Below are 17,860 nucleotides of genomic sequence, written 5' to 3' on the forward strand. Positions count from 1 at the left end.
ATGGTGCTTTAGAAATTGTGAAATCTTTATTTACGATCGGGGTGCGTACCCCAACGGTACCTTTTTTCGGAATCAAAATCCGGATTGGGGGAAGGAAATTCAGCACCTGTTTTTTCTTGCCACTCCTGCAGCAGAGCATAAAGGGCTTTGGTTTTTTCTGGGTATAGACGAGACAAATCCATGGCTTCGCTGATATCAGCCGATAAGTTGTACAGTGCAGTCTCTTTGGTGACCAGGTTTTCGATTAATTTCCAATCTCCTTTCCGGATTGCGGAAGCAGGGACATCGTGGTGATATACCGGATAATGCCAAAAAATAGCTCGCTCCGGATTATGGGTTCCAGAAGACAATGTGGGGAGCAACGATATACCATCCAGTGTCTGGCCGGCTGGTGGAGAAGCCCCGGCCACATCCAGGATCGTAGGGAAAAAATCCACACTGGATACCAGTGCATCGCTGACCTGACCACCGGAAATGATTGCTGGCCACTTTATGATTAAGGGTTCCCGAATTCCGCCTTCATAAACAGTTCCTTTCTCCGACCGAAGTGGTGCATTGGAGGAAGCGATGTATTGCAGTGGTTCATCATTTATGAGCGGCAGCTTCGATGTTGCAACCAAAGGAATCTGGTCAAACCGGCTGATTAATCCGCCATTGTCTGAGAAAAATAGGACCATGGTGTTATCCGATAGTCCTTCGTCTTCCAAGACCTGTGTAATCCGGGCTACGCTCCGGTCGATATGCTCGATCATGGCTGCATAAATGGGGTTGGAAGGATAGGTTGGGTCTTTGGCTTTGGATTGATACTTTTCGATCAAATCGTGGTCTGCGTCCAGTTGAACGTGAACATCATAATGGGACAGAAATAGAAAGAAAGGCTGATCCTTGTTTTTCCGGATAAAATCGGTGCCGTAATTGGTAATGCGTTCGGAGAGTCGTTGTGATTTGTCCTCGGAACGCGAAGGAATCATATTAACATTGTAAAATCCGGTGCCAACATTTGCCTCATCATAGCCTTGGGCCAATGGATGGTGATCCGGTCCGTTTCCCAAATGCCACTTTCCAAAATAGGCGGTCGCATAACCTGCTGATTTCAACGATTCAGCTATGGTGGTGATTTCTGTTGGGAGAAACTGGGTACGGTTTATCGGTACTCTAACTTCTTCATAAGGTCGCCAGTGTCCCGTTATAAAATCAGTAATGCCCACCCGGGGCGGATATTGGCCGGACTGGATGCTGGCACGACTCGGTGAGCAGACCGGTGCAGCAGCATAGGCCTTCATGAATTGAATACCTTCTTCTGCCAGCTTTGTGAGATGTGGTGCTTCATTGAATGTATTACCATATACCGGCAGGTCGGCCCATCCCAGGTCGTCTGCCAGGATAAAAACGATATTGGGCTGATGATTTTGCCCCTGAACACTGGGATTTATCAAAGATAAAACCAGAAAAACGATGGAACTTGTTAATATTTTAAGGTTGAAATAAATGCAAAAGCGATCTCTCCATTTATGATTTATTAGCGCGATCATTTTGTATTTTGAGTTTATCATATAGCGTTTTATGTAAGTATTTGTTATCGGCTAACAGGGCTTTTTCGGCATATTGAAAGGCCAGGGCGGATTCACCCCGGATGTCGTGGATGATGGCCAGATTATAATGTAACCGCGCGATTATTTTTTTATCATCTTCTTTTTTCAGTTCCGCTTTATACATCTGCATCGCCTCATTCAGATGATCCAGTTCCATGTATTTTTTCCCTTCTTTCAGAATTTCAGAGCCTTTTACATAATAGGACCAGGAATCAAAAACCTTTAGAGGCATTATGAGACTGGCCAGATCAGCAGCCAAAGAATCAAGTAAAAACCGTTCCGTATGTTGGGCTACACTGTCTAGTTTTTCAATAGTCTGGTCCTTGCGCAAACCTTGTGTTTTGACGGTTTTTTTACCCTGATTTTTTATCGCGTAAATGGGTTCTGGGGATTCACCATGATATATATTCCAGTTTGCATCGATCACATAGCGTCGGGTTGCTTCATAAGCATCGATGTAATAATCCTGGCCAGCTTCATCCAGCTGGTGTTTTCTGATTTTTTCGGACTTGAAATCATAATCCGAATGCAATTCATCCAAAACAAGGAGTACTCCCTGATTACTGGATATATAGCTATTGACTTTATTCGCATCCCATAGTTTTATTTCATTTTGGGACAGTTGCCTTTCTTTGATTACATAAAATTTCGAACGTTTTAATTCCCTGGCCACCATATTTACCAGATAGCCGATTTTATCATGGAGCCCAAATTGAGTTGGTTGGTCATTGACATGATCATGTGCTGATGGTTCCGTAGACGAGGTGATTTGGGGTTTCTCTAAAGGAATGGTATGAATGACAGTGATTTCGGAAGTTTGATCCGGTAATCGTTTTTCCGGGTATATAATGTGATTGACTCTTTGATAAGTTCTGGTAGAGGAACATCCCAGGGTTAACATGAGCAGAATGGCGCTGGATATAAAAGTGATGTGAGGATTTATTCTCATAGGACAGGATTTACATTGTTTGTAAAATATTTTTTATCTGGTCTTGAGACAAAGTACCCTGGTAGGTGACCAGGGAATATCTTAAAGTCAAAGGAGCGTCAGGAGTTATCTTCACCGGTTCCCGTCCGGGGTATACAGCGTTTTGCATGCTGTTTTTGGCCCGTAGGATCCAGGGCTGTGGATAACCGGGATTCCCGGGATGATCTATCATAAGAATGCCACCCGGATGGTCACCGTCAAAGGTGGCTGGCACATTCACAAATCCCGGGGAATGTACGGCAGTAACCTGAGGATCAATCATGCCATCCGGACCGGCAAAATGAACATCTTCCGGTAATTTCATCCGCACTGAAAACCCGCTGTATCCTTTTTCATCTTCTGAACCTCCGACAGCCACAGGACGGTTAAGCGCGTTCAGGGTGATGCTAAAATTAATTTTTCGGTAATTATCTTGTTTGGGATGAATCGTCATCGAGGTCAATTCCTCGATATAGGGCACGGGTGCTCCGTTCTCCGTGTAGAGGTCTGACTGCCAGGAAACAACCGACGACAAGGTTCCACTACCATCTTGATGTTCTTTCCACGTGGTGCGAAGGACCTTTTGCTCATAATCTTCCAGGGCCCAACCGTCACCGACCCGCTGCCCGTCTACCCAGATCTGATGCCAGGCCCAAAACACCCCCCGCTGATGAAGATGGTCTGAGGGGAAATCTTCTGTGAGAACGGTACCATCCACATTCCAGAGCGGATGAATGTAGTTGGTACGTTCATAGTGCCCGTCGTGATCTTTTGGCGCTTTCTGGTAGAATAGGACCGGAACGTTGTTTTCGGAGATCAGAACCCCGTCATTATTTTCTTCTGCATTAATCTGGGCACAGGCAGAAATATGGAGTGATAAAAAGATTAGAATTATAGTTACACGCATAATGGATTGGTCTTAGAGAACGAAATATACAGAAATTGATGGATAACATTATCTTTACTTTTAAGAAACCAACGGTATATTTTGCATTTACGCTGGTTGGGATATTCTGGCGGTGAATCTGTCGATAAATCTGAATGAATGAACTATGATTATAAAGCAAACACATATTACTCCGATTCTTTTTTTGGTTTTGTCGTGGTTTGTATGGGCGTGTCAGACAGAAACCACGGAGCAAAAAGTGGATATTCCGGAAATTACAGCGGTCGAATTGACGACACCCAAAGCTGTTTTTACAGATGTCAGCAGGGTTTCAGAACAGGAAGCTTCTACCGTGATTTTGGATCAGTTGATCGATTTGATTGATGCTGCGGTAGAAGGAAGTCAAATTTATATGTCTATTTTTGGTTTTGATTACCAGGACTTGATAAATGCATTTATAAGAGCGGATTTGCGTGGGGTAGAACTCCACTTGATGATCGATCGCAGTCCGGAAGGTAACGAAGAAAATTATGCGACCCTAAGTCGATTGAAAAGTGTACTCAGTACAAACTCAGAGGTGTTTCCGATTGTCAATGATGCCCGCTCAATTGCGATCAATCGCAATAAGTTTTTATTGTTTAGCGAAGTGGAAACCACTGAAGGATTGAAAGAGAATGTTGTATTCCAAACGTCTCAAAATTTTTCATACGGAGGAGCTAAGAAATTCCAAGATGCCGTGATTTTGGCTGATAGAGGGCTATATGAAGCTTACCTGAATTATTGGGAAGATTTGAAAGACAAGGCCAATGGCGGTATGGCTGATTTTGAATACCGGGAATATGTGGACCCAGCAGCCGGAATCCGGGTTTCATTCATGCCAAAAAGAAAAAATGGAAAATTCTTTGGTGACGACACGATCGAAGAAATACTCAATTCCATTACCGCACCGGATTCCACGATTATCCGCATTGGAATGTCGCTGTGGACGGATACACGGTTTAACCTCGTCAAAAAATTGAATGAACTTCACGATGCGGGTGCACAGATAGAAATTGTAACCAAAAAACGATTGGGAGATAAGGTGTACGCCGGATTACTGGACCTGGCGGATAAAGGGGCTTTATTTCACAGATTGACTAATTCCAATATTCATTCCAAGATGATGCTTATCGATGGTGTGATAGAAAATCAGCAGACCCGGTTACTGATCACAGGTTCTCAAAATTTTACCGGCAATGCACTTCGGTATAATAATGAAGTCACAGTGATATTAAAGGATCATACATTGTTTGAAGGGTACTGGGAGCACTTTGACCGGATTCTGCAGGCGGCAGATTAGGTGAATTATTATTTGATTTAATTCTTATTCTTCATTTCTATTTCATTTTTACCTCAACCGGAACAAATACGCCTGTCTGCTTCCCGTATGTGTCGAATTGAATCCGACGAGGTTCCCGCTACTGCTCCATCGACAGTGGATGTCACACCGCCACGGACCGGAAAATTCCTCCGGCTGAACAAATCGACCTAACGGCAGAACAGCCTGGCTATTCATGTCCATCAGGTAGATTTTTTGTTCCCGTATGGGACTTTTCGAGGGGTAGGTGTCGGTAATCATCCATTTTCCATCCGGAGAAAATGTTCCATGACCATCGTAATCAAGTAAGCCGCCACCGAGTCGTTTATAGTTCTTCTGATCAGGAGTAAAAAGAATGTGGCTGTACTGCGTAGCCTGATACGCTGCGGTAACCATCAACTCATCATCGTTCAGCCAGTCAAAGTGTGATCCGCCCCAGCCATCCGGAAAACATTTGGTCAATCCGGATCCATCGATGTTCACGGTCAGGGCGGTGGTGTTTCGATGAGGTATGGCCCGGGCCAGCCAGAATATTTTGGAACCTCCTCTGCTTATCAAGGTGTGGTTGAAGTATTCGATGCCTTCCTCAGGCAATTCCGGTACCAGCTCTTGGACATCAGCCAGCGATACAATGAGTTCTGCGGTTCCCGTTTCCAGATCAATAACAAAAAGGCCATCATCTTCCGGGAAAGCGGTCTCCAGGTTTGCATCCTGCCCATCCCCCCCATATCCATAGTCTGGGCGGGTCTTACGAATCCGGGAAAAATTGATACTGACTGCCTTTTTGCCATCCGGAGATACCGCACTAACCGGATAAGGGATGGTTCTCAATTCTTCTTTGGTGTGCACATTTAGTATAACCGAAACAAATTGACCGTCTCTCAGGTCATTGTAGATAATCAAAGAATCGGGTGAAGTCCCCAGCCAGTGGGCCATGCAGCCCTGTTGGAAATTCCAGGCTCTGGTTTCGGCCAGTGGGGTAAATTCCTGCGTTTCCAGGTGAACCAACCCCAGGGTGGCCGGATCATTTTCGGTCGGGAGGCGGTCCTTGATATCAGTCTCCAGGATGGTAGCGTATTTGTCATTTTGACTAAACGAATTGATTCCGTAGTAGCTGGCATATAAATGCTCTTTCTCGTTGTCAATCAATAGAATAGGGTCGGACACCTTAGGAAAATCAACGGTATCTGCACCGAATTTTTCTGCTGTAGCGGTTTTGTCCTGGCAGCTTGATATGACAAGCCCGGAGAACAAAAGGAGGGTAAATATTTTCAAAAATTGAGATCTATTGATTTTCATTGACGAGTTATTGGTTGTTAGTTTTTGAACTGATAGTAGGTTGAAGTTTATTCAAAAAGGAAAGGGCTAAGCTCAAGATACTCCAACAGATTGTCTTCATTGTGTTAAAATATCCTAAAAATATCTCTGGTCACTGACGGTTTATGCTCGACCGGTGTCTTAAAGGCAAAGTAGGGTGCCCGGTGATCGGTCAAAGGATATAACAGCCACTCTACCGAAATCATTTTATGTTAAAATAGAAAGATATGAAAAATATTCAAATCATAACCATGTTGACTTTTGCCGGCATACTGTTGGCTCTGAGTTGTGAGAAGGAAAAGCCAGAGCCCATGTTGCCTTACGAAAATGTGTTTGGCACATGGGACTGGGTTTCCTCGACAACAGGATGGGGCGTGACGACCTATGTGGATTCTGTAGATTATTCCCAATCTTTGGAAGTTACACCGCAAGGTGCGTACAGCTGGAAACGGAATGACTCCATTGCGGAAGCGCATACCTACACCGTGCAAATTGATACAGTGGAAGGCGCCCAACGGTTTATTTACCGATTTAATGACAGCAGTCGCGTTGATCAATCGTTTTATATAGAGCAGGACACATTGAACCTGACCGATCAGTGTGCGGATTGTGACGCTCATAAATTTGTACGGAAGTGATCTATTAATTGAATAAAAATCCAAAAAGATGAAATACCTGATTTTAGGAATAGCTTTGTTGACATGGGTTTCCTGCAGTAAAGAAGGCGTTGAATTAAAAGCAAATGATTTCTTGATCTTTGGACGATTTTACGGAGAATGCCGGGGTAAAGATTGTGTAAAGATGTTCAAATTGACTTCCGATCAATTACTCGAGGACACCGCAGACAGTTATCTGGCCACCGAATTTGACTTTGTTCCATTGAGCAATGATAAATACCAGCAGGTGAAGGACCTGATGAATGCAATACCTGGTCAACTTTTGAATGAAGAGGAGGACACCATTGGCTGTCCGGATTGTGCTGATCAGGGCGGGTTGTATATTGAGTTCTCAGATAATGGAAAAACGAACAGTTGGCGAATCGACCAGAATAAAAGCGCGGTGCCCGTGTATCTGCATGATTTTATTGATGAAGTGAATAAGGCGATTAATCAATTGTAAATGGGTAATGGTTACTTTATGATTTATTGCGAACAATTTAATTTAAGTCATTGATTATGAAAAGTATAATTCTGTTTTTTTTGCCGGTTTTCCTCCACTTGGCTGGATGTGAAAAAGAAGATTTGACGATTTCGGAGTGTGATCAAATAGCAATTTTGAGTGAAGAAGAGTTCAAAAATGCACCCGCAGATCATTTGACTATTTTGGCGTCAGAGATCGATGAGGACTGTCTTTGGATAAAATTTGGTTCAAGCGGTTGTTCCGGTGAAACGTGGGAATTGAAGTTGGTCGGCTCCGAAAAGGAATACCTGTCTATCCCACCTCAACGTGATGTCCGATTGTCTCTGAAGAATGAGGAAATGTGTGAGGCTTATTTTGTCAAAGAAATGACTTTTGATCTTAAGACCCTTCGATCTTCAGGAGAGAAAATGATACTGAATCTGCTGAATGCGGATACGAGTTTGTTATATGAATTCTAAAAGTCCACCTGGCTGATGACTTGAAACCTGTTGATGATCATATATCAGGAGATATAGAGGCGATCATAGACGGTTGTCGCAAAAACAATCGCGCTTCTCAGAAAATACTGTACGATCGGTATTTTGAGGGATTGTATGCCCATAGCCAAAGCTACCGATTGACCGGTCAGGATGTAATCTCGCTGATCAATGAAACGATGCTCAAGGTATTTCAAAACATTGATACGTATCAGGGTAAAGGGGCTTTTGAGAGTTGGATTCATATGATTCACAAAAACAATATTTTGAATCATTTCAGAACGTCAAATCGGGATAAAACCGACTTGATCTTTGATTCCGAAACGGTGTCTTTTTGGGGAGAAGTAAATGGTAAAGGTCATGCCCCCCTGGATACAGAGTATATACACCGAGCCATGAAATCTCTTCCGAGCCAAACACGAGAAGTACTTGAACTTTATGCAGTTCAGGGATATAGGCACACTGAAATCGCACGAAAGCTAAATATGAGCGAGAGTAATTCTAAATATCACTTGGGGAAAGCCCGGAAGCTGATGGCAGAAAAATTAAAGAATAATCATGGATGAGAATAACAATATAGATCAAATTAGAGAACAAGGTTGGGAGCAGATGGCCACTCTGTTGGATGAACACATGCCCCATGAAAATAAACGTCCCGTGATCTGGTGGTATTGGATGGCTGGTGCAGCGGCGTTGGTGCTGGCTGTAGCCATACCGTGGATGCTACTGAAGGATGATATTTCTACTGCCCCAACCACTGCTATGGTCGATCAGGAATCTGTCATATCATCTGATGAACAGAATTCTACACCGACTGATGACCGGAAGGAGATAAGCAGTAAAGCTGTACCTTTACCAGGGAAAGAACCCGGAACCACACCGAAAGGTCGAGATGATTTTGCCGGAGCTAACTCCTTTGATCCGAGAGATAGTCAAGCCAATGCAAGACAGAAAGAATATGTTGAATTTAAAGAAATAGAAAAAACGAATGGCAGAGGAGAAAGAAAAGGGTATGCCCTTGAATTGAGGGATCGTCAAGATGTGCTGGATGCGCTTGATCCTCCCAGCAATGGCCACATCGTAGTCAATTTGGATCGACGGTCTTTAGTGGTGGAGAGCCCACGAAAATATCTTGAACCGTCTATTGGAATTAGCGATGAACTTGTACCAATCACAGCTCCAGAATCGACCGGAAGATTTTCTGTCTCTGTTTTTTCAGAAATGATGTGGTCATTCTCTGACCGGTTTGGATTTGTTAACGCCGGACCTGGTATTGCATATGGTTTTGGAAAATGGGCCGTGGGGCTGTCGGGGGGTGTGACGATACCCTTGCCCCGCCAAAAGGCTTTTTATGCTTCCAATATTCCATTTTCAGGGCAGTACAACTTTGATAAACAACAAGAAAGTTTTAATCAGGATGCGAGCTTGTCCAGTAGTTCCGAGGCGGTTTATTATGAAAAATACGCCATGAATCCTGGACTTATGATGAATCTATACATGCATCGAGAGTTAACCGAACATTGGGGAATCAGTGCAGGACTTGGTCGAATTGGGTTCCGGTATGACTTCACTCAGAAAGCAAAACCCAACCAAGGCATTGCTGCTCGAACAGAATTGTCCGATCTTAAGAACAGCCTTTGGTATGGGACCGTGTCCGTCCATTATCAATGGGGTAATCAATGGAAGATCCACGGTGGAGCCCGAATGATCAATTTGCTTCAGCCTGGTACTGTAGGCATGTTGCCTGCAGTGCGGATGGAGTATGTCTTAAATTAAAATTTGAGCGTGGAAAACTAAATGACTACCGCAACCCGTCGCCAACGCTGTATCTTCGGCCGAATAAGAAGTTGATTTGTGGCTTGAAGATTGAACTGGTCTATAATTTGGTCATCACAAAGATATCCCATGAAATTCCTTCGCAAGGAGCAACTTAAGATTGGCGAGCACGATTTCGCCCATATTGTCACACGTGTAGAAAAGATCCGTCTTATGATGGTAAGCCAATTCCTCCTTGAGTTGTCCCACCTTCTCGGGAAAGGAAAGCTTATCCTTGATCATGTTCTTGAATAGATGCTTGAGTTGTACGGTCGAACTCTTTGTCCGCACGGCAATGAGGCTTCGTTCTTCGGTCTGATACTGTCGGACTGTGGTCATTTCCATGTGATCGATTCCCATATAAATGATTGGATTATTTTCTTTGAAGTACTGCGGTAAATAAAAGCTTTTTCGTCCTTCGTATGATTGCTGATCAAAGTCAATAGCACGGATCCGGTATTGGTTCCCTTCTATATCCGGGGTGATATCGATGACATAGTTATAACTGCGCATATCACCGAGTAAACGGATAAAGCACCGTTCATTGAACTTCACAAATTCCTTGGCAATTCGGGTTTTATTGAAAACCGAGATGTCGGTATAATTTTTGATGAAATCATCTCCTGGAATACCGGCGATATGTTCTTCGATGAGCGTCTTGTCATCCACCAGGTAAGTAATCCGGTTTGGTGATAGGATATGTTCTAGCTCCAGCCCGTACACCCGGGAAGCATCAGCTACCTTGATGTAGAAATGATCGTAATTATCGTTGAGTTTGTTCAGAATGCGGACACGAAATGGTTTGGTATTGCCAAATGTGCAGTAGTCAATCCGGGAAATAGTGAGGTGTTCCATGACCGAATAGTCGCCTTCCGTCTTTAAAAGAGCATAAATATGGGTTAGTGACTCGTGGAGTTCGAGTGTGTCCAATTCCGAATAATAGACGGTTTCCCACAACGTATCATCTCCTCTTAAATCCAACAACGGAACGGAAGAAATAAAACGAAGTAAATCGCTGTATTGCAAGGGTAAAGGGTGTTGGCGGCCATATTTTTTCAAATAGTCCATAAAACCTTTGCTAATATTAAAAGGCACTTTCTTCTTCGAGGGTACATCTCCCTTCATGGTATGATTCTTTATCCTGGTGATGTTGTGATCCGGTTAATAATACAACATCTTTCTTCAAAATCAAATATCCTGCAATTCTTTCACCATTGGTAGCAGTTTCTATAGCATCCTTTGGGGAGGGTGTCATTGCATTGATGACATCTTTTTTCCCGTAAAATTTAAGTATTTTTGCACTATAAATGAATCACATGAAAGAAAAAAACAGCGTGGAATTCACCGATATTGGACGGGTAATTTGGCGATTTCGGCAACATTTTATTCTGACCGCTATCGTTGCTGGTGTCCTGGGTCTGGTGGTGGCTTTTTTACTGCCGGTATACTACCAATCTACAGCCACCATTTACCCGGCTGCAATTTCATATGTGGAGTCTACCGACTTGGTGTACCGTCGGGGTAATGTCAATGAACTGGGCGATACCGAACAGGCAGAGCAAATTCTGGAGATGTTCTCATCCCAGGATTTTAAAAATAAAATCATCGGGAAAGCCGGACTTTTTGAGCATTATAATATAGATCCGGACGGAAAAGAAGCCCGGTTCAAAATCCATCAGAAATATCGGGAGTTGATCCAGGCCGAGCGAAACAGGTACAATGCTGTCAAAATATCGGTACAGGATCGGGAACCGGCCAAGGCCGCTGAAATCGTCAATCTGATTATTGATGAATTGGACCGGTTTCGCAACCAGATTATTAGTCGGCGGATCCGAACGCACTATCGTACAATTGAAAAATCCAAAGATAGTCTTCAGCATGCAATGGCAGTGTGGACAGACAGTTTGCTGACTCTCCAAGAGCAGGGCGTGGTCAGTCAGGAAGAACGGGCAGCTCTTTTGGAATCTTTGGGAAATGTGCGGGGCAACAGCGCAGAAATAAAGAGAAGGATAGATGCCAATATCCGATACGGTGCACAGTATGATATTGTAGAACGACATGTGGAGTCTGTTCAGGGGCAGATCACGACGATGAATAAAATCAGAACTCAGCTTCAAACAAATCTTTCACCCGATGCATCCCAACAATTTATTTTTGAGCACGGACATGTCGCCGATAAGAAGCACGCTCCAAAACGACTCTATGTCGTTCTGGGCGCCATAGGCTTTTCGTTAATTGTATTGCTTTTTTACCTGTATATCCGTGTCAATTGGTTGGCGTTGCGACAGAGATTGGAATCATGAATCAGAATGTCAAAGCACAAACGTTGAGCTGGTGGAAGGAACTGTTTCCTCTGGCGGTCGTATCAATGGTGCTTTATTATCTGATGTTGACCTGGAGTCCGTTGGTGGGAATTGTGGTGATGCTTCCGATGGTGGTGATTGGTTACCTTTTTGGGGCCACTCCGTTTTGGTGGATGTTGATCGGATTGGTTCCTTTGTCCGTGAATACAGAAATATTTATGGATAGCGCAGTGGGTATGTACCTGCCTACAGAACCTTTACTGTTAGGGTTTTTGATTTTGTCTTTACTGTATTTTATCAAGCATCCCATAGAAAGAAAATATGTTAATCATCCGATTAGCCGGCTGGTCATGCTCTATTACGGTTGGATGTTTATATCGGTGTTTTTTTCATCCCATTTCTTAGTAAGCCTCAAAAGTTTTACGGCACATATGTGGTACGTAGTCCCAGTCTTGTATTTGGGTAGCAGGCTATTGAAAAAGAAAAATAAAAGGCTTCAGTTTCTTCACTTATATATAGCTGGATTTGCGGTAGTTCTTTTCTATACCTTCATTCGATTGTGGATTCATGGCTTTCCGGTAAAAGCATCGCAATGGCTGATGCAACCATTTGTAAAAGACCATACGCTTCTGGGGGCTATTCTTGGATTGGTGATGCCTTATCTGTACTTACGATCCTTCTCAGTAGAATCCACGGTGACAAAACGGTTTCTGTGGATGGGACTTGCTGGTTTATCCACCGCTGTATTGATCTATACCCACTCGAGAGCAGCTTTACTTTCTTTAGCAGCAGCTGGAGTGATTTATCTTTTTGTGCGATTTCGTGTCCGTTTCCGGGTGCTGGTGGCAGCTGGTCTTATGATTCTTGGTTTGGTTATTTGGAATCAGGATACGTTGATAGAAAAGTTGAGTGCCAATCAATCCGAATCCAGCGGAGAACTCGTTGAGAACATTGAATCGATCAGCAATATTTCCTCAGACGCCAGCAATCTGGAACGGATCAACCGATGGAACTCGGCCATCGAAATGTGGAAGGTACGCCCATTGTTTGGTTGGGGCCCGGGAACCTATCAGTTCGAATATGCACCTTTTCAGAATTCGGCAGATCTCACGATCATCAGTACCAATATTGGGGATGTGGGCAATGCACACAGTGAATTTTTAGGGACGCTGGCCGAAAGCGGGACTCCGGCTTTTATTTTATTTTTATTATTGGTGGTGGTGACACTCGGAACGGCTTATCGTCGGGTATTGAAATTACGGGGTAGGGACCGATTGGTTTTATTGGGAGCGTTGCTGGGTCTCGTGGCTTATTTCACCCATGGAGTTTTGAACAATTTCTTAAACTCTGATAAAGTTTCGGTCCTCGTTTGGGGTTTTAGTGCGATTATTATACTTTACGATGTGGAGAAGAGAAAAGTTTAGAAAGGAAATTTGATAAGAGAATGTGGAAAATGAAATGTAGGATTCTCCACGCTGATGGGGTTGCTGGGCACCGGATCGTACCAAAGGCTGACATGGTGTGAAGTCTGGGTTGAGAACAGTAGGCCTGGGTGACAGAACAGAGCAGCAGAGTATGTCTTAACTGTTCTTCCCGTGTTGTTTGGCATTGGAATATAAATGTATATATAAATGATAAAATACTTTTTTTCGTATTTGACAGTAAGCCTATTTTTCTTGATAACAGTAAAATTGACCGCACAGAACGACCCACAGTTTTCTTTTGACAAAGGAGTAGGGATTGTAGCGCCTGATAGTTCGCTGAGTCTTCATTTTCAATTTAATATGCAAAATAGGGTGGAATTAAAAACCCCATCTACTGAGAATTGGACTGTGGATGAATTTTCAGCAAAAATCCGACGGTTCCGATTAAAGTTCAGTGGTTTTGTTCTCAATCCCCGGTTGACCTACAAGATACAGCTGGCAATGGCACCAGGAAATATTAGTAGCGTTACGCAGGGTCAGGCACCCCGGGTGATGTATGACGCGATGATTTATTACCAATTCAACAATAGATTTTCTCTGGGCTTTGGTCAAACCGCTTTACCTGGAAATCGAGACCGTATAAATTCTTCTACTTCCCTCCAACTGGTCGATCGTTCGCTGCTCAATTCGACCTTTAATTTAGATCTGGATTTTGGTTTACAAGGAAAGTATAAATTCAACCCCGGTGGTCAGCGACCACTTGTATTCCATGGTGCGATCACCACTGGTGAAGGAAAAAACTGGGTCGTCGTAGAACAAGCCGGCTTTTCGTATACGGGGCGTTTGGATTGGTATCCGTTCGGCTCGTTTCTGAAAAGCAGTGCCTATAAAGAAGGGGATCTGGAATGGCATACCAGTCCACGGTTGATGGCCGGATTATCATATAATTACAACGATCGGGCGCAGCGCGCAGGCGGACAGCGGGGTGGACTGCTTTATGCAAATCGGAATATATCAACGATATATGGCGATGTGATTTTCAAGTACAGAGGCTGGAGCATTCAAGGTGCATTTACCACAAGAGACAGCGAGGATCCGATAACCTTTGATCCTTCCGGAGAACAGATTAGCTATGTATATAATGGGTCGGGTTATAGTACTCAAATGAGTAAGTACTTCCGGTCTGACTGGGAGCTGGTCGGACGACTTGCCGGGGTGAGGCCTGGGGATGGAATTCAGGATCTGACACCGGAGAAAAGGGATTGGACCATCGGGCTCAACCGGTACATCAGCGGACGAGCTATCAAATTACAGGCGGACGCTACGTTGCATGAAAGCCGTACGAGGGGCACCGACTTTACAGGTCGATTCGGGTTTCGGTTGCAAGCACAGGTAGGCTTTTAGAATGACTACCGCCACATCCAAAATCCCAGGTTTCGTCGCACCAGTATGAACGCCCAAATACTCCATATGAGCGTGGTGATCGTCGTAGCGAGCGCTGCTCCCTCGATACCCATAGCGGGTATGAACAGAGCATTGAGCACTATATTTACCAGGGCTGCTGTCAGGAGAATGTATTGTGCCGATCGTTGATGATCGGTCATCGTCAGAAGGATAAGGCCAGCCCCGCAGCTCACATGTATTAATTGACCGACCAGCAATATGTAAAGGGTGTCGCGCCCCGAGAGAAAATCACCGCTTTGACCAAATAGCCCCAGCCAAAAGTCTGCGAAAAGTCCCAGTACGATTAACATAGGCAGGGAGATAAATATTCCTGTCCAAGTCATCCGAGTTACGTACCGATGCAAACTTTTCATGGCTTTTTGTGCGTAAAATCCTGCGAATTTTGGCTCTGTCATGGCGTTCAGAGAGATTATGCCCAGCAGGGTCAGATTGGACAACCGGAGCACAATATCATAAATACCCAGTTGTGTCGTCGAATCGAGAAAACGAAGCATTAACCGATCTGTCAGACTTAGAACCATAAAACCAATTCCACCCGCTAACATGGGGAGGGATTCGCGGAGATGGGAATAGAAAGAAACCGAGGGAAGCTTTGTTGTAAATCCCTGCCTTTGGGGATTTGCTAACAAGCCTATAAGAGTCATTAATGTGCCAGCCAAAATGCAAGCCCAAACCGGTTCAGACGGAGCGGTTCGATGCCAAAAAGGTATTACTAAAAGCAGCGCAGCGACGAGTTGGATGATGTTATTTTGGAGCAACGAAAAACCAAACATATTTTTTCGTGCTTTAAAGCTATGGCTTAGAAACAGGAGTAGCGATACCGGAACCGTCAGAAAGCTGACCAGCTCCAGGTCTCTGGAGAGACTGGGAGATGGGACAACGTGAGAAAGAGCATAACAGAGCAGGCTCCCGCTGATAGTGACGTTTCGAACCCAGGTCAAAGCGGTTCGATAAAACGACTGTGCGCCTGACTCATCTTTTTGATGCTGAAATTGGGGGATTATTTTGACGGCGTAGATGTTCAGTCCAAGGTTGTAGATCGCTGCAAGTAGGACAGACAAAGTCAGTACAAAAGACAGGATTCCATTTCCTTCGGGGCCATACTTTTTGGAAATATACCAGGCCAGCAGATAGGCACCCAGGGAGCCAAATATTTTGATAATGAGGTAGATACCACTTCCACGTAAGGTCTCCCAGATGTGTATGTCCCGCCAGAAAATTCTGATTTCAGACTTTCGTGCCACGATGATGCTATTGATTCTGGTGCAAATGTATCAATAACATTTGGATGTCAACACGATATTTTTGCCCTCACAATCTTTTTTGAGCAGGTGATTTTCAGGTTCATATTTCCAAAAAAGCTTGTGCATTCTCCGCTCTCAATAGCTTTTTTGTTGTTTCGTTGGCTTCATCATCCCGCAAAGCTTCTATCCGAAGCATCCCGGTGAGATAATCCAACAAGGGGGAATGCGTACCAAAAGCAAACCGCTCTTTACCTTGTGTCTTTAGTAAGTTGCCCAGGCTGTTCATAGACCGGCCTGAGGTGTCCATCAACACGTTTGCTTTTTTAAAAATATTGGCATCTTCTTGCTCCAGACTTAGGCTATTCGCTACATTCAAGATCATATACCGTGCATCGGGAACTTCCCGTATGATGGGCATGATATCTTTCAAAGACCACTCTGGTCTTGGCGTATAAGGTACCCGGTCGATATCCAACCAGGACCGTTGCCGACTATCCACCATTCGGTATGTGAATGCTACCGGTAAATCCAGGTCCCTGGCTCTTTTTACCAGTTCGATCAGGGCAGGGTCCGTCATTTTATAGTCGTGATATTTGGGGTACAGCCGTAATCCTTTCATGCCGAGCTTGTTGACGCTGGTCTCGAGATCACGTCGCCATCCTGCATAAATCGGATTAATCACGGCAAACGGGATGAGCCGATCCTTGAATCGACCGGAAGACCGGATTTCTTCATGGAGTTCTTCGTTTGCTGACTGAGTGTTTTTATAGAATATTCCATTTAGATTACTAACCACAGATACATCAACTCCAAATTTGTCCATGCGCTGTGACAACTTTTCACAGGTGTTGTGTCTTAACTGTACGAAAGGCCAGTGGCCCACATAGGCATTTATATCAATCAACATTTCTACCTCCTTTTTTTAAAAGATTATTGTAATTGTCAAAAAAGACTTTCTTCTTCTGAGTTTCGGTCAGGTTTGATGCGAGAATTTTGCCGACACCCTGATAATAGCTGTTGTCGGAAGCAAAAAACAAACGATCTTCTCCCAAGGTCTCTACCGCAAAATCAATCATTCCTTCTGCATTATTGCTGCCCGAGGTATCCACATATACATTGGGGCTATCCGCTAATGCTTTACACATATACTCCCAATCTCCACCACCACCAATGTGAGCAAATTGAAAGATTCCTTCCGGGTAGCGTTTTGCAACGTCTACGAAATCTTCAGGAATGGACGTATTGGGTTCTTTGTGGCCATCATACTTCATCCGGTAACCGCCGACCCCCAGCTGACATTCCGCATGGGAAAATATGATCATCTTCATGTCGATCAGTTTTTCAATAATCGGAAAATACAATGGATCGTTAATCTTGACCTGGTAATACAGTTCACCGGTGCCGATCATGCCCGCATCTGCGCAACGGTCAATTTCCTCCAGGGACTCCTTTTTGTAGTGAGGATTCAATACAAATCCGCCCAATAACTGATCGGGATATTTCTTCATGGCCTTGATTGTCAGGTCGTTGTACTCCCTGAATTGTTCCGGGGTGCCGAGCATTACACTGAGGTATCGGGAGATGACCTGTTGATCAATCCCCATGCGCTGTCCTTGCTCTAGTTGCTCTTCCGGACTCTTGTCTGTAAAATATATATGAGCGTGGGCATCGATTTTCCGGTACTTCATCACCTCTTTCATAAGGTCGAAGTGTCCGGGCTTTTCTGAAGACGTATGTCCTTCTTCATTGTCTGAAAAAAACTGCTTTTGATTAGCTGCCAGAGGGCTCCCAATTAAAAGGCCCCCTACACCAGCCGCACTTCTGGTTACAAATTTTCTGCGGTTGAGTTTTTTATTCATCTCATTAATTTATGAA

17 protein-coding genes are annotated in these 17,860 nt (G+C 44.1%); 9 read left to right on the top strand and 8 right to left on the bottom strand.

Features of this window, described 5'->3' with window-relative positions:
- Positions 1-26 precede the first annotated feature (26 nt).
- From KUV50_RS10310 to KUV50_RS10320, 3 genes are read right to left on the bottom strand one after another with little or no spacing between them, the layout of a single operon-like run.
- Entirely contained in the window at positions 27-1,532 is a 1,506-nt protein-coding gene (locus KUV50_RS10310) for a sulfatase (protein WP_222580064.1), read from the bottom strand.
- Positions 1,510-2,541, bottom strand: a complete 1,032-nt coding sequence (locus tag KUV50_RS10315; protein WP_222580065.1) for a DUF6340 family protein — start codon at positions 2,539-2,541, stop codon at positions 1,510-1,512. The genes KUV50_RS10310 and KUV50_RS10315 overlap by 23 nt, the downstream gene beginning before the upstream one ends.
- A gap of 10 nt (positions 2,542-2,551) precedes the next feature.
- On the bottom strand, positions 2,552-3,466 hold the full coding sequence (locus KUV50_RS10320) for a DUF6807 family protein (protein ID WP_222580066.1): 915 nt from the start codon (positions 3,464-3,466) through the stop codon (positions 2,552-2,554).
- 145 nt (positions 3,467-3,611) lie between these two features.
- Here KUV50_RS10320 and KUV50_RS10325 point away from each other — a divergent pair, with 145 nt between their 5' ends.
- The gene (locus KUV50_RS10325) at positions 3,612-4,784 is read left to right on the top strand and encodes a phospholipase D-like domain-containing protein (protein ID WP_222580067.1); all 1,173 of its coding nucleotides are present in this window, start codon (positions 3,612-3,614) and stop codon (positions 4,782-4,784) included.
- Between the two features lie 48 nt (positions 4,785-4,832).
- On the opposite strand, the gene KUV50_RS10330 is transcribed toward KUV50_RS10325, so the two are convergent.
- Positions 4,833-6,101, bottom strand: a complete 1,269-nt coding sequence (locus KUV50_RS10330) for a hypothetical protein (RefSeq protein ID WP_222580068.1) — start codon at positions 6,099-6,101, stop codon at positions 4,833-4,835.
- Positions 6,102-6,346: 245 nt separating this feature from the next.
- On the opposite strand from KUV50_RS10330, the gene KUV50_RS10335 reads away from it, so the two are divergent.
- From KUV50_RS10335 to KUV50_RS10355, 5 genes are read left to right on the top strand one after another with little or no spacing between them, the layout of a single operon-like run.
- Positions 6,347-6,757, top strand: coding sequence for a hypothetical protein (locus KUV50_RS10335; protein WP_222580069.1), 411 nt, complete (start codon positions 6,347-6,349; stop codon positions 6,755-6,757).
- A 28-nt stretch (positions 6,758-6,785) separates the two neighbouring features.
- Positions 6,786-7,238, top strand: a complete 453-nt coding sequence (locus KUV50_RS10340; protein WP_222580070.1) for a hypothetical protein — start codon at positions 6,786-6,788, stop codon at positions 7,236-7,238.
- 56 nt (positions 7,239-7,294) lie between these two features.
- Entirely contained in the window at positions 7,295-7,717 is a 423-nt protein-coding gene (locus KUV50_RS10345) for a hypothetical protein (protein WP_222580071.1), read from the top strand.
- 20 nt (positions 7,718-7,737) lie between these two features.
- Positions 7,738-8,301: an RNA polymerase sigma factor gene (locus KUV50_RS10350; protein ID WP_222580072.1), complete on the top strand. Its 564-nt coding sequence runs from the start codon at positions 7,738-7,740 to the stop codon at positions 8,299-8,301.
- The gene (locus KUV50_RS10355; RefSeq protein WP_222580073.1) at positions 8,294-9,511 is read left to right on the top strand and encodes a hypothetical protein; all 1,218 of its coding nucleotides are present in this window, start codon (positions 8,294-8,296) and stop codon (positions 9,509-9,511) included. Before KUV50_RS10350 ends, KUV50_RS10355 begins: the two co-directional genes overlap by 8 nt.
- Positions 9,512-9,625: 114 nt before the next feature.
- Here the strand turns inward: KUV50_RS10355 and KUV50_RS10360 are convergent, their stop codons facing one another.
- Complete coding sequence (locus KUV50_RS10360) at positions 9,626-10,675, bottom strand: hypothetical protein (protein ID WP_222580074.1); 1,050 nt, start codon at positions 10,673-10,675, stop codon at positions 9,626-9,628.
- A 191-nt stretch (positions 10,676-10,866) separates the two neighbouring features.
- Between KUV50_RS10360 and KUV50_RS10365 the strand changes: the two genes are divergently transcribed.
- From KUV50_RS10365 to KUV50_RS10375, 3 genes are all read left to right on the top strand, one after another.
- Positions 10,867-11,853, top strand: coding sequence for a Wzz/FepE/Etk N-terminal domain-containing protein (locus tag KUV50_RS10365; protein ID WP_222580075.1), 987 nt, complete (start codon positions 10,867-10,869; stop codon positions 11,851-11,853).
- Positions 11,850-13,277 (top strand): O-antigen ligase family protein, encoded by a 1,428-nt coding sequence (locus KUV50_RS10370; protein ID WP_222580076.1) that lies wholly within the window; start codon positions 11,850-11,852, stop codon positions 13,275-13,277. The genes KUV50_RS10365 and KUV50_RS10370 overlap by 4 nt, the downstream gene beginning before the upstream one ends.
- A 252-nt stretch (positions 13,278-13,529) precedes the next feature.
- Positions 13,530-14,681: a porin gene (locus KUV50_RS10375; protein WP_222580077.1), complete on the top strand. Its 1,152-nt coding sequence runs from the start codon at positions 13,530-13,532 to the stop codon at positions 14,679-14,681.
- Between the two features lie 5 nt (positions 14,682-14,686).
- Here KUV50_RS10375 and KUV50_RS10380 read toward each other — a convergent pair whose 3' ends face one another.
- The 3 genes from KUV50_RS10380 to KUV50_RS10390 all read right to left on the bottom strand — a co-directional run bounded on the left by KUV50_RS10380 (position 14,687) and on the right by KUV50_RS10390 (position 17,844).
- Positions 14,687-15,985, bottom strand: a complete 1,299-nt coding sequence (locus tag KUV50_RS10380) for a flippase (protein WP_222580078.1) — start codon at positions 15,983-15,985, stop codon at positions 14,687-14,689.
- 100 nt (positions 15,986-16,085) lie between these two features.
- On the bottom strand, positions 16,086-16,892 hold the full coding sequence (locus KUV50_RS10385) for an amidohydrolase family protein (protein ID WP_222580079.1): 807 nt from the start codon (positions 16,890-16,892) through the stop codon (positions 16,086-16,088).
- The gene (locus KUV50_RS10390; RefSeq protein ID WP_222580080.1) at positions 16,882-17,844 is read right to left on the bottom strand and encodes an amidohydrolase family protein; all 963 of its coding nucleotides are present in this window, start codon (positions 17,842-17,844) and stop codon (positions 16,882-16,884) included. The genes KUV50_RS10385 and KUV50_RS10390 overlap by 11 nt, the downstream gene beginning before the upstream one ends.
- Between the last annotated feature and the right edge of the window lie 16 nt (positions 17,845-17,860).

Origin of the sequence: Membranihabitans marinus (genome assembly GCF_019802045.1) — a bacterium.
GTDB classification, from domain to species: domain Bacteria; phylum Bacteroidota; class Bacteroidia; order Chitinophagales; family Saprospiraceae; genus Membranihabitans; species Membranihabitans marinus_A.

What these genes read in the sequence shown, in the direction of transcription:
- KUV50_RS10310 (WP_222580064.1), bottom strand. Translation starts at nt 1,532, where the DNA reads ATGATCGCGCTAATAAATCATAAATGGAGAGATCGCTTTTGCATTTAT.
- KUV50_RS10315 (WP_222580065.1), bottom strand. Translation starts at nt 2,541, where the DNA reads ATGAGAATAAATCCTCACATCACTTTTATATCCAGCGCCATTCTGCTC.
- KUV50_RS10320 (WP_222580066.1), bottom strand. Translation starts at nt 3,466, where the DNA reads ATGCGTGTAACTATAATTCTAATCTTTTTATCACTCCATATTTCTGCC.
- KUV50_RS10325 (WP_222580067.1), top strand. Translation starts at nt 3,612, where the DNA reads ATGATTATAAAGCAAACACATATTACTCCGATTCTTTTTTTGGTTTTG.
- KUV50_RS10330 (WP_222580068.1), bottom strand. Translation starts at nt 6,101, where the DNA reads ATGAAAATCAATAGATCTCAATTTTTGAAAATATTTACCCTCCTTTTG.
- KUV50_RS10335 (WP_222580069.1), top strand. Translation starts at nt 6,347, where the DNA reads ATGAAAAATATTCAAATCATAACCATGTTGACTTTTGCCGGCATACTG.
- KUV50_RS10340 (WP_222580070.1), top strand. Translation starts at nt 6,786, where the DNA reads ATGAAATACCTGATTTTAGGAATAGCTTTGTTGACATGGGTTTCCTGC.
- KUV50_RS10345 (WP_222580071.1), top strand. Translation starts at nt 7,295, where the DNA reads ATGAAAAGTATAATTCTGTTTTTTTTGCCGGTTTTCCTCCACTTGGCT.
- KUV50_RS10355 (WP_222580073.1), top strand. Translation starts at nt 8,294, where the DNA reads ATGGATGAGAATAACAATATAGATCAAATTAGAGAACAAGGTTGGGAG.
- KUV50_RS10360 (WP_222580074.1), bottom strand. Translation starts at nt 10,675, where the DNA reads ATGAAGGGAGATGTACCCTCGAAGAAGAAAGTGCCTTTTAATATTAGC.
- KUV50_RS10365 (WP_222580075.1), top strand. Translation starts at nt 10,867, where the DNA reads ATGAAAGAAAAAAACAGCGTGGAATTCACCGATATTGGACGGGTAATT.
- KUV50_RS10370 (WP_222580076.1), top strand. Translation starts at nt 11,850, where the DNA reads ATGAATCAGAATGTCAAAGCACAAACGTTGAGCTGGTGGAAGGAACTG.
- KUV50_RS10385 (WP_222580079.1), bottom strand. Translation starts at nt 16,892, where the DNA reads ATGTTGATTGATATAAATGCCTATGTGGGCCACTGGCCTTTCGTACAG.
- KUV50_RS10390 (WP_222580080.1), bottom strand. Translation starts at nt 17,844, where the DNA reads ATGAATAAAAAACTCAACCGCAGAAAATTTGTAACCAGAAGTGCGGCT.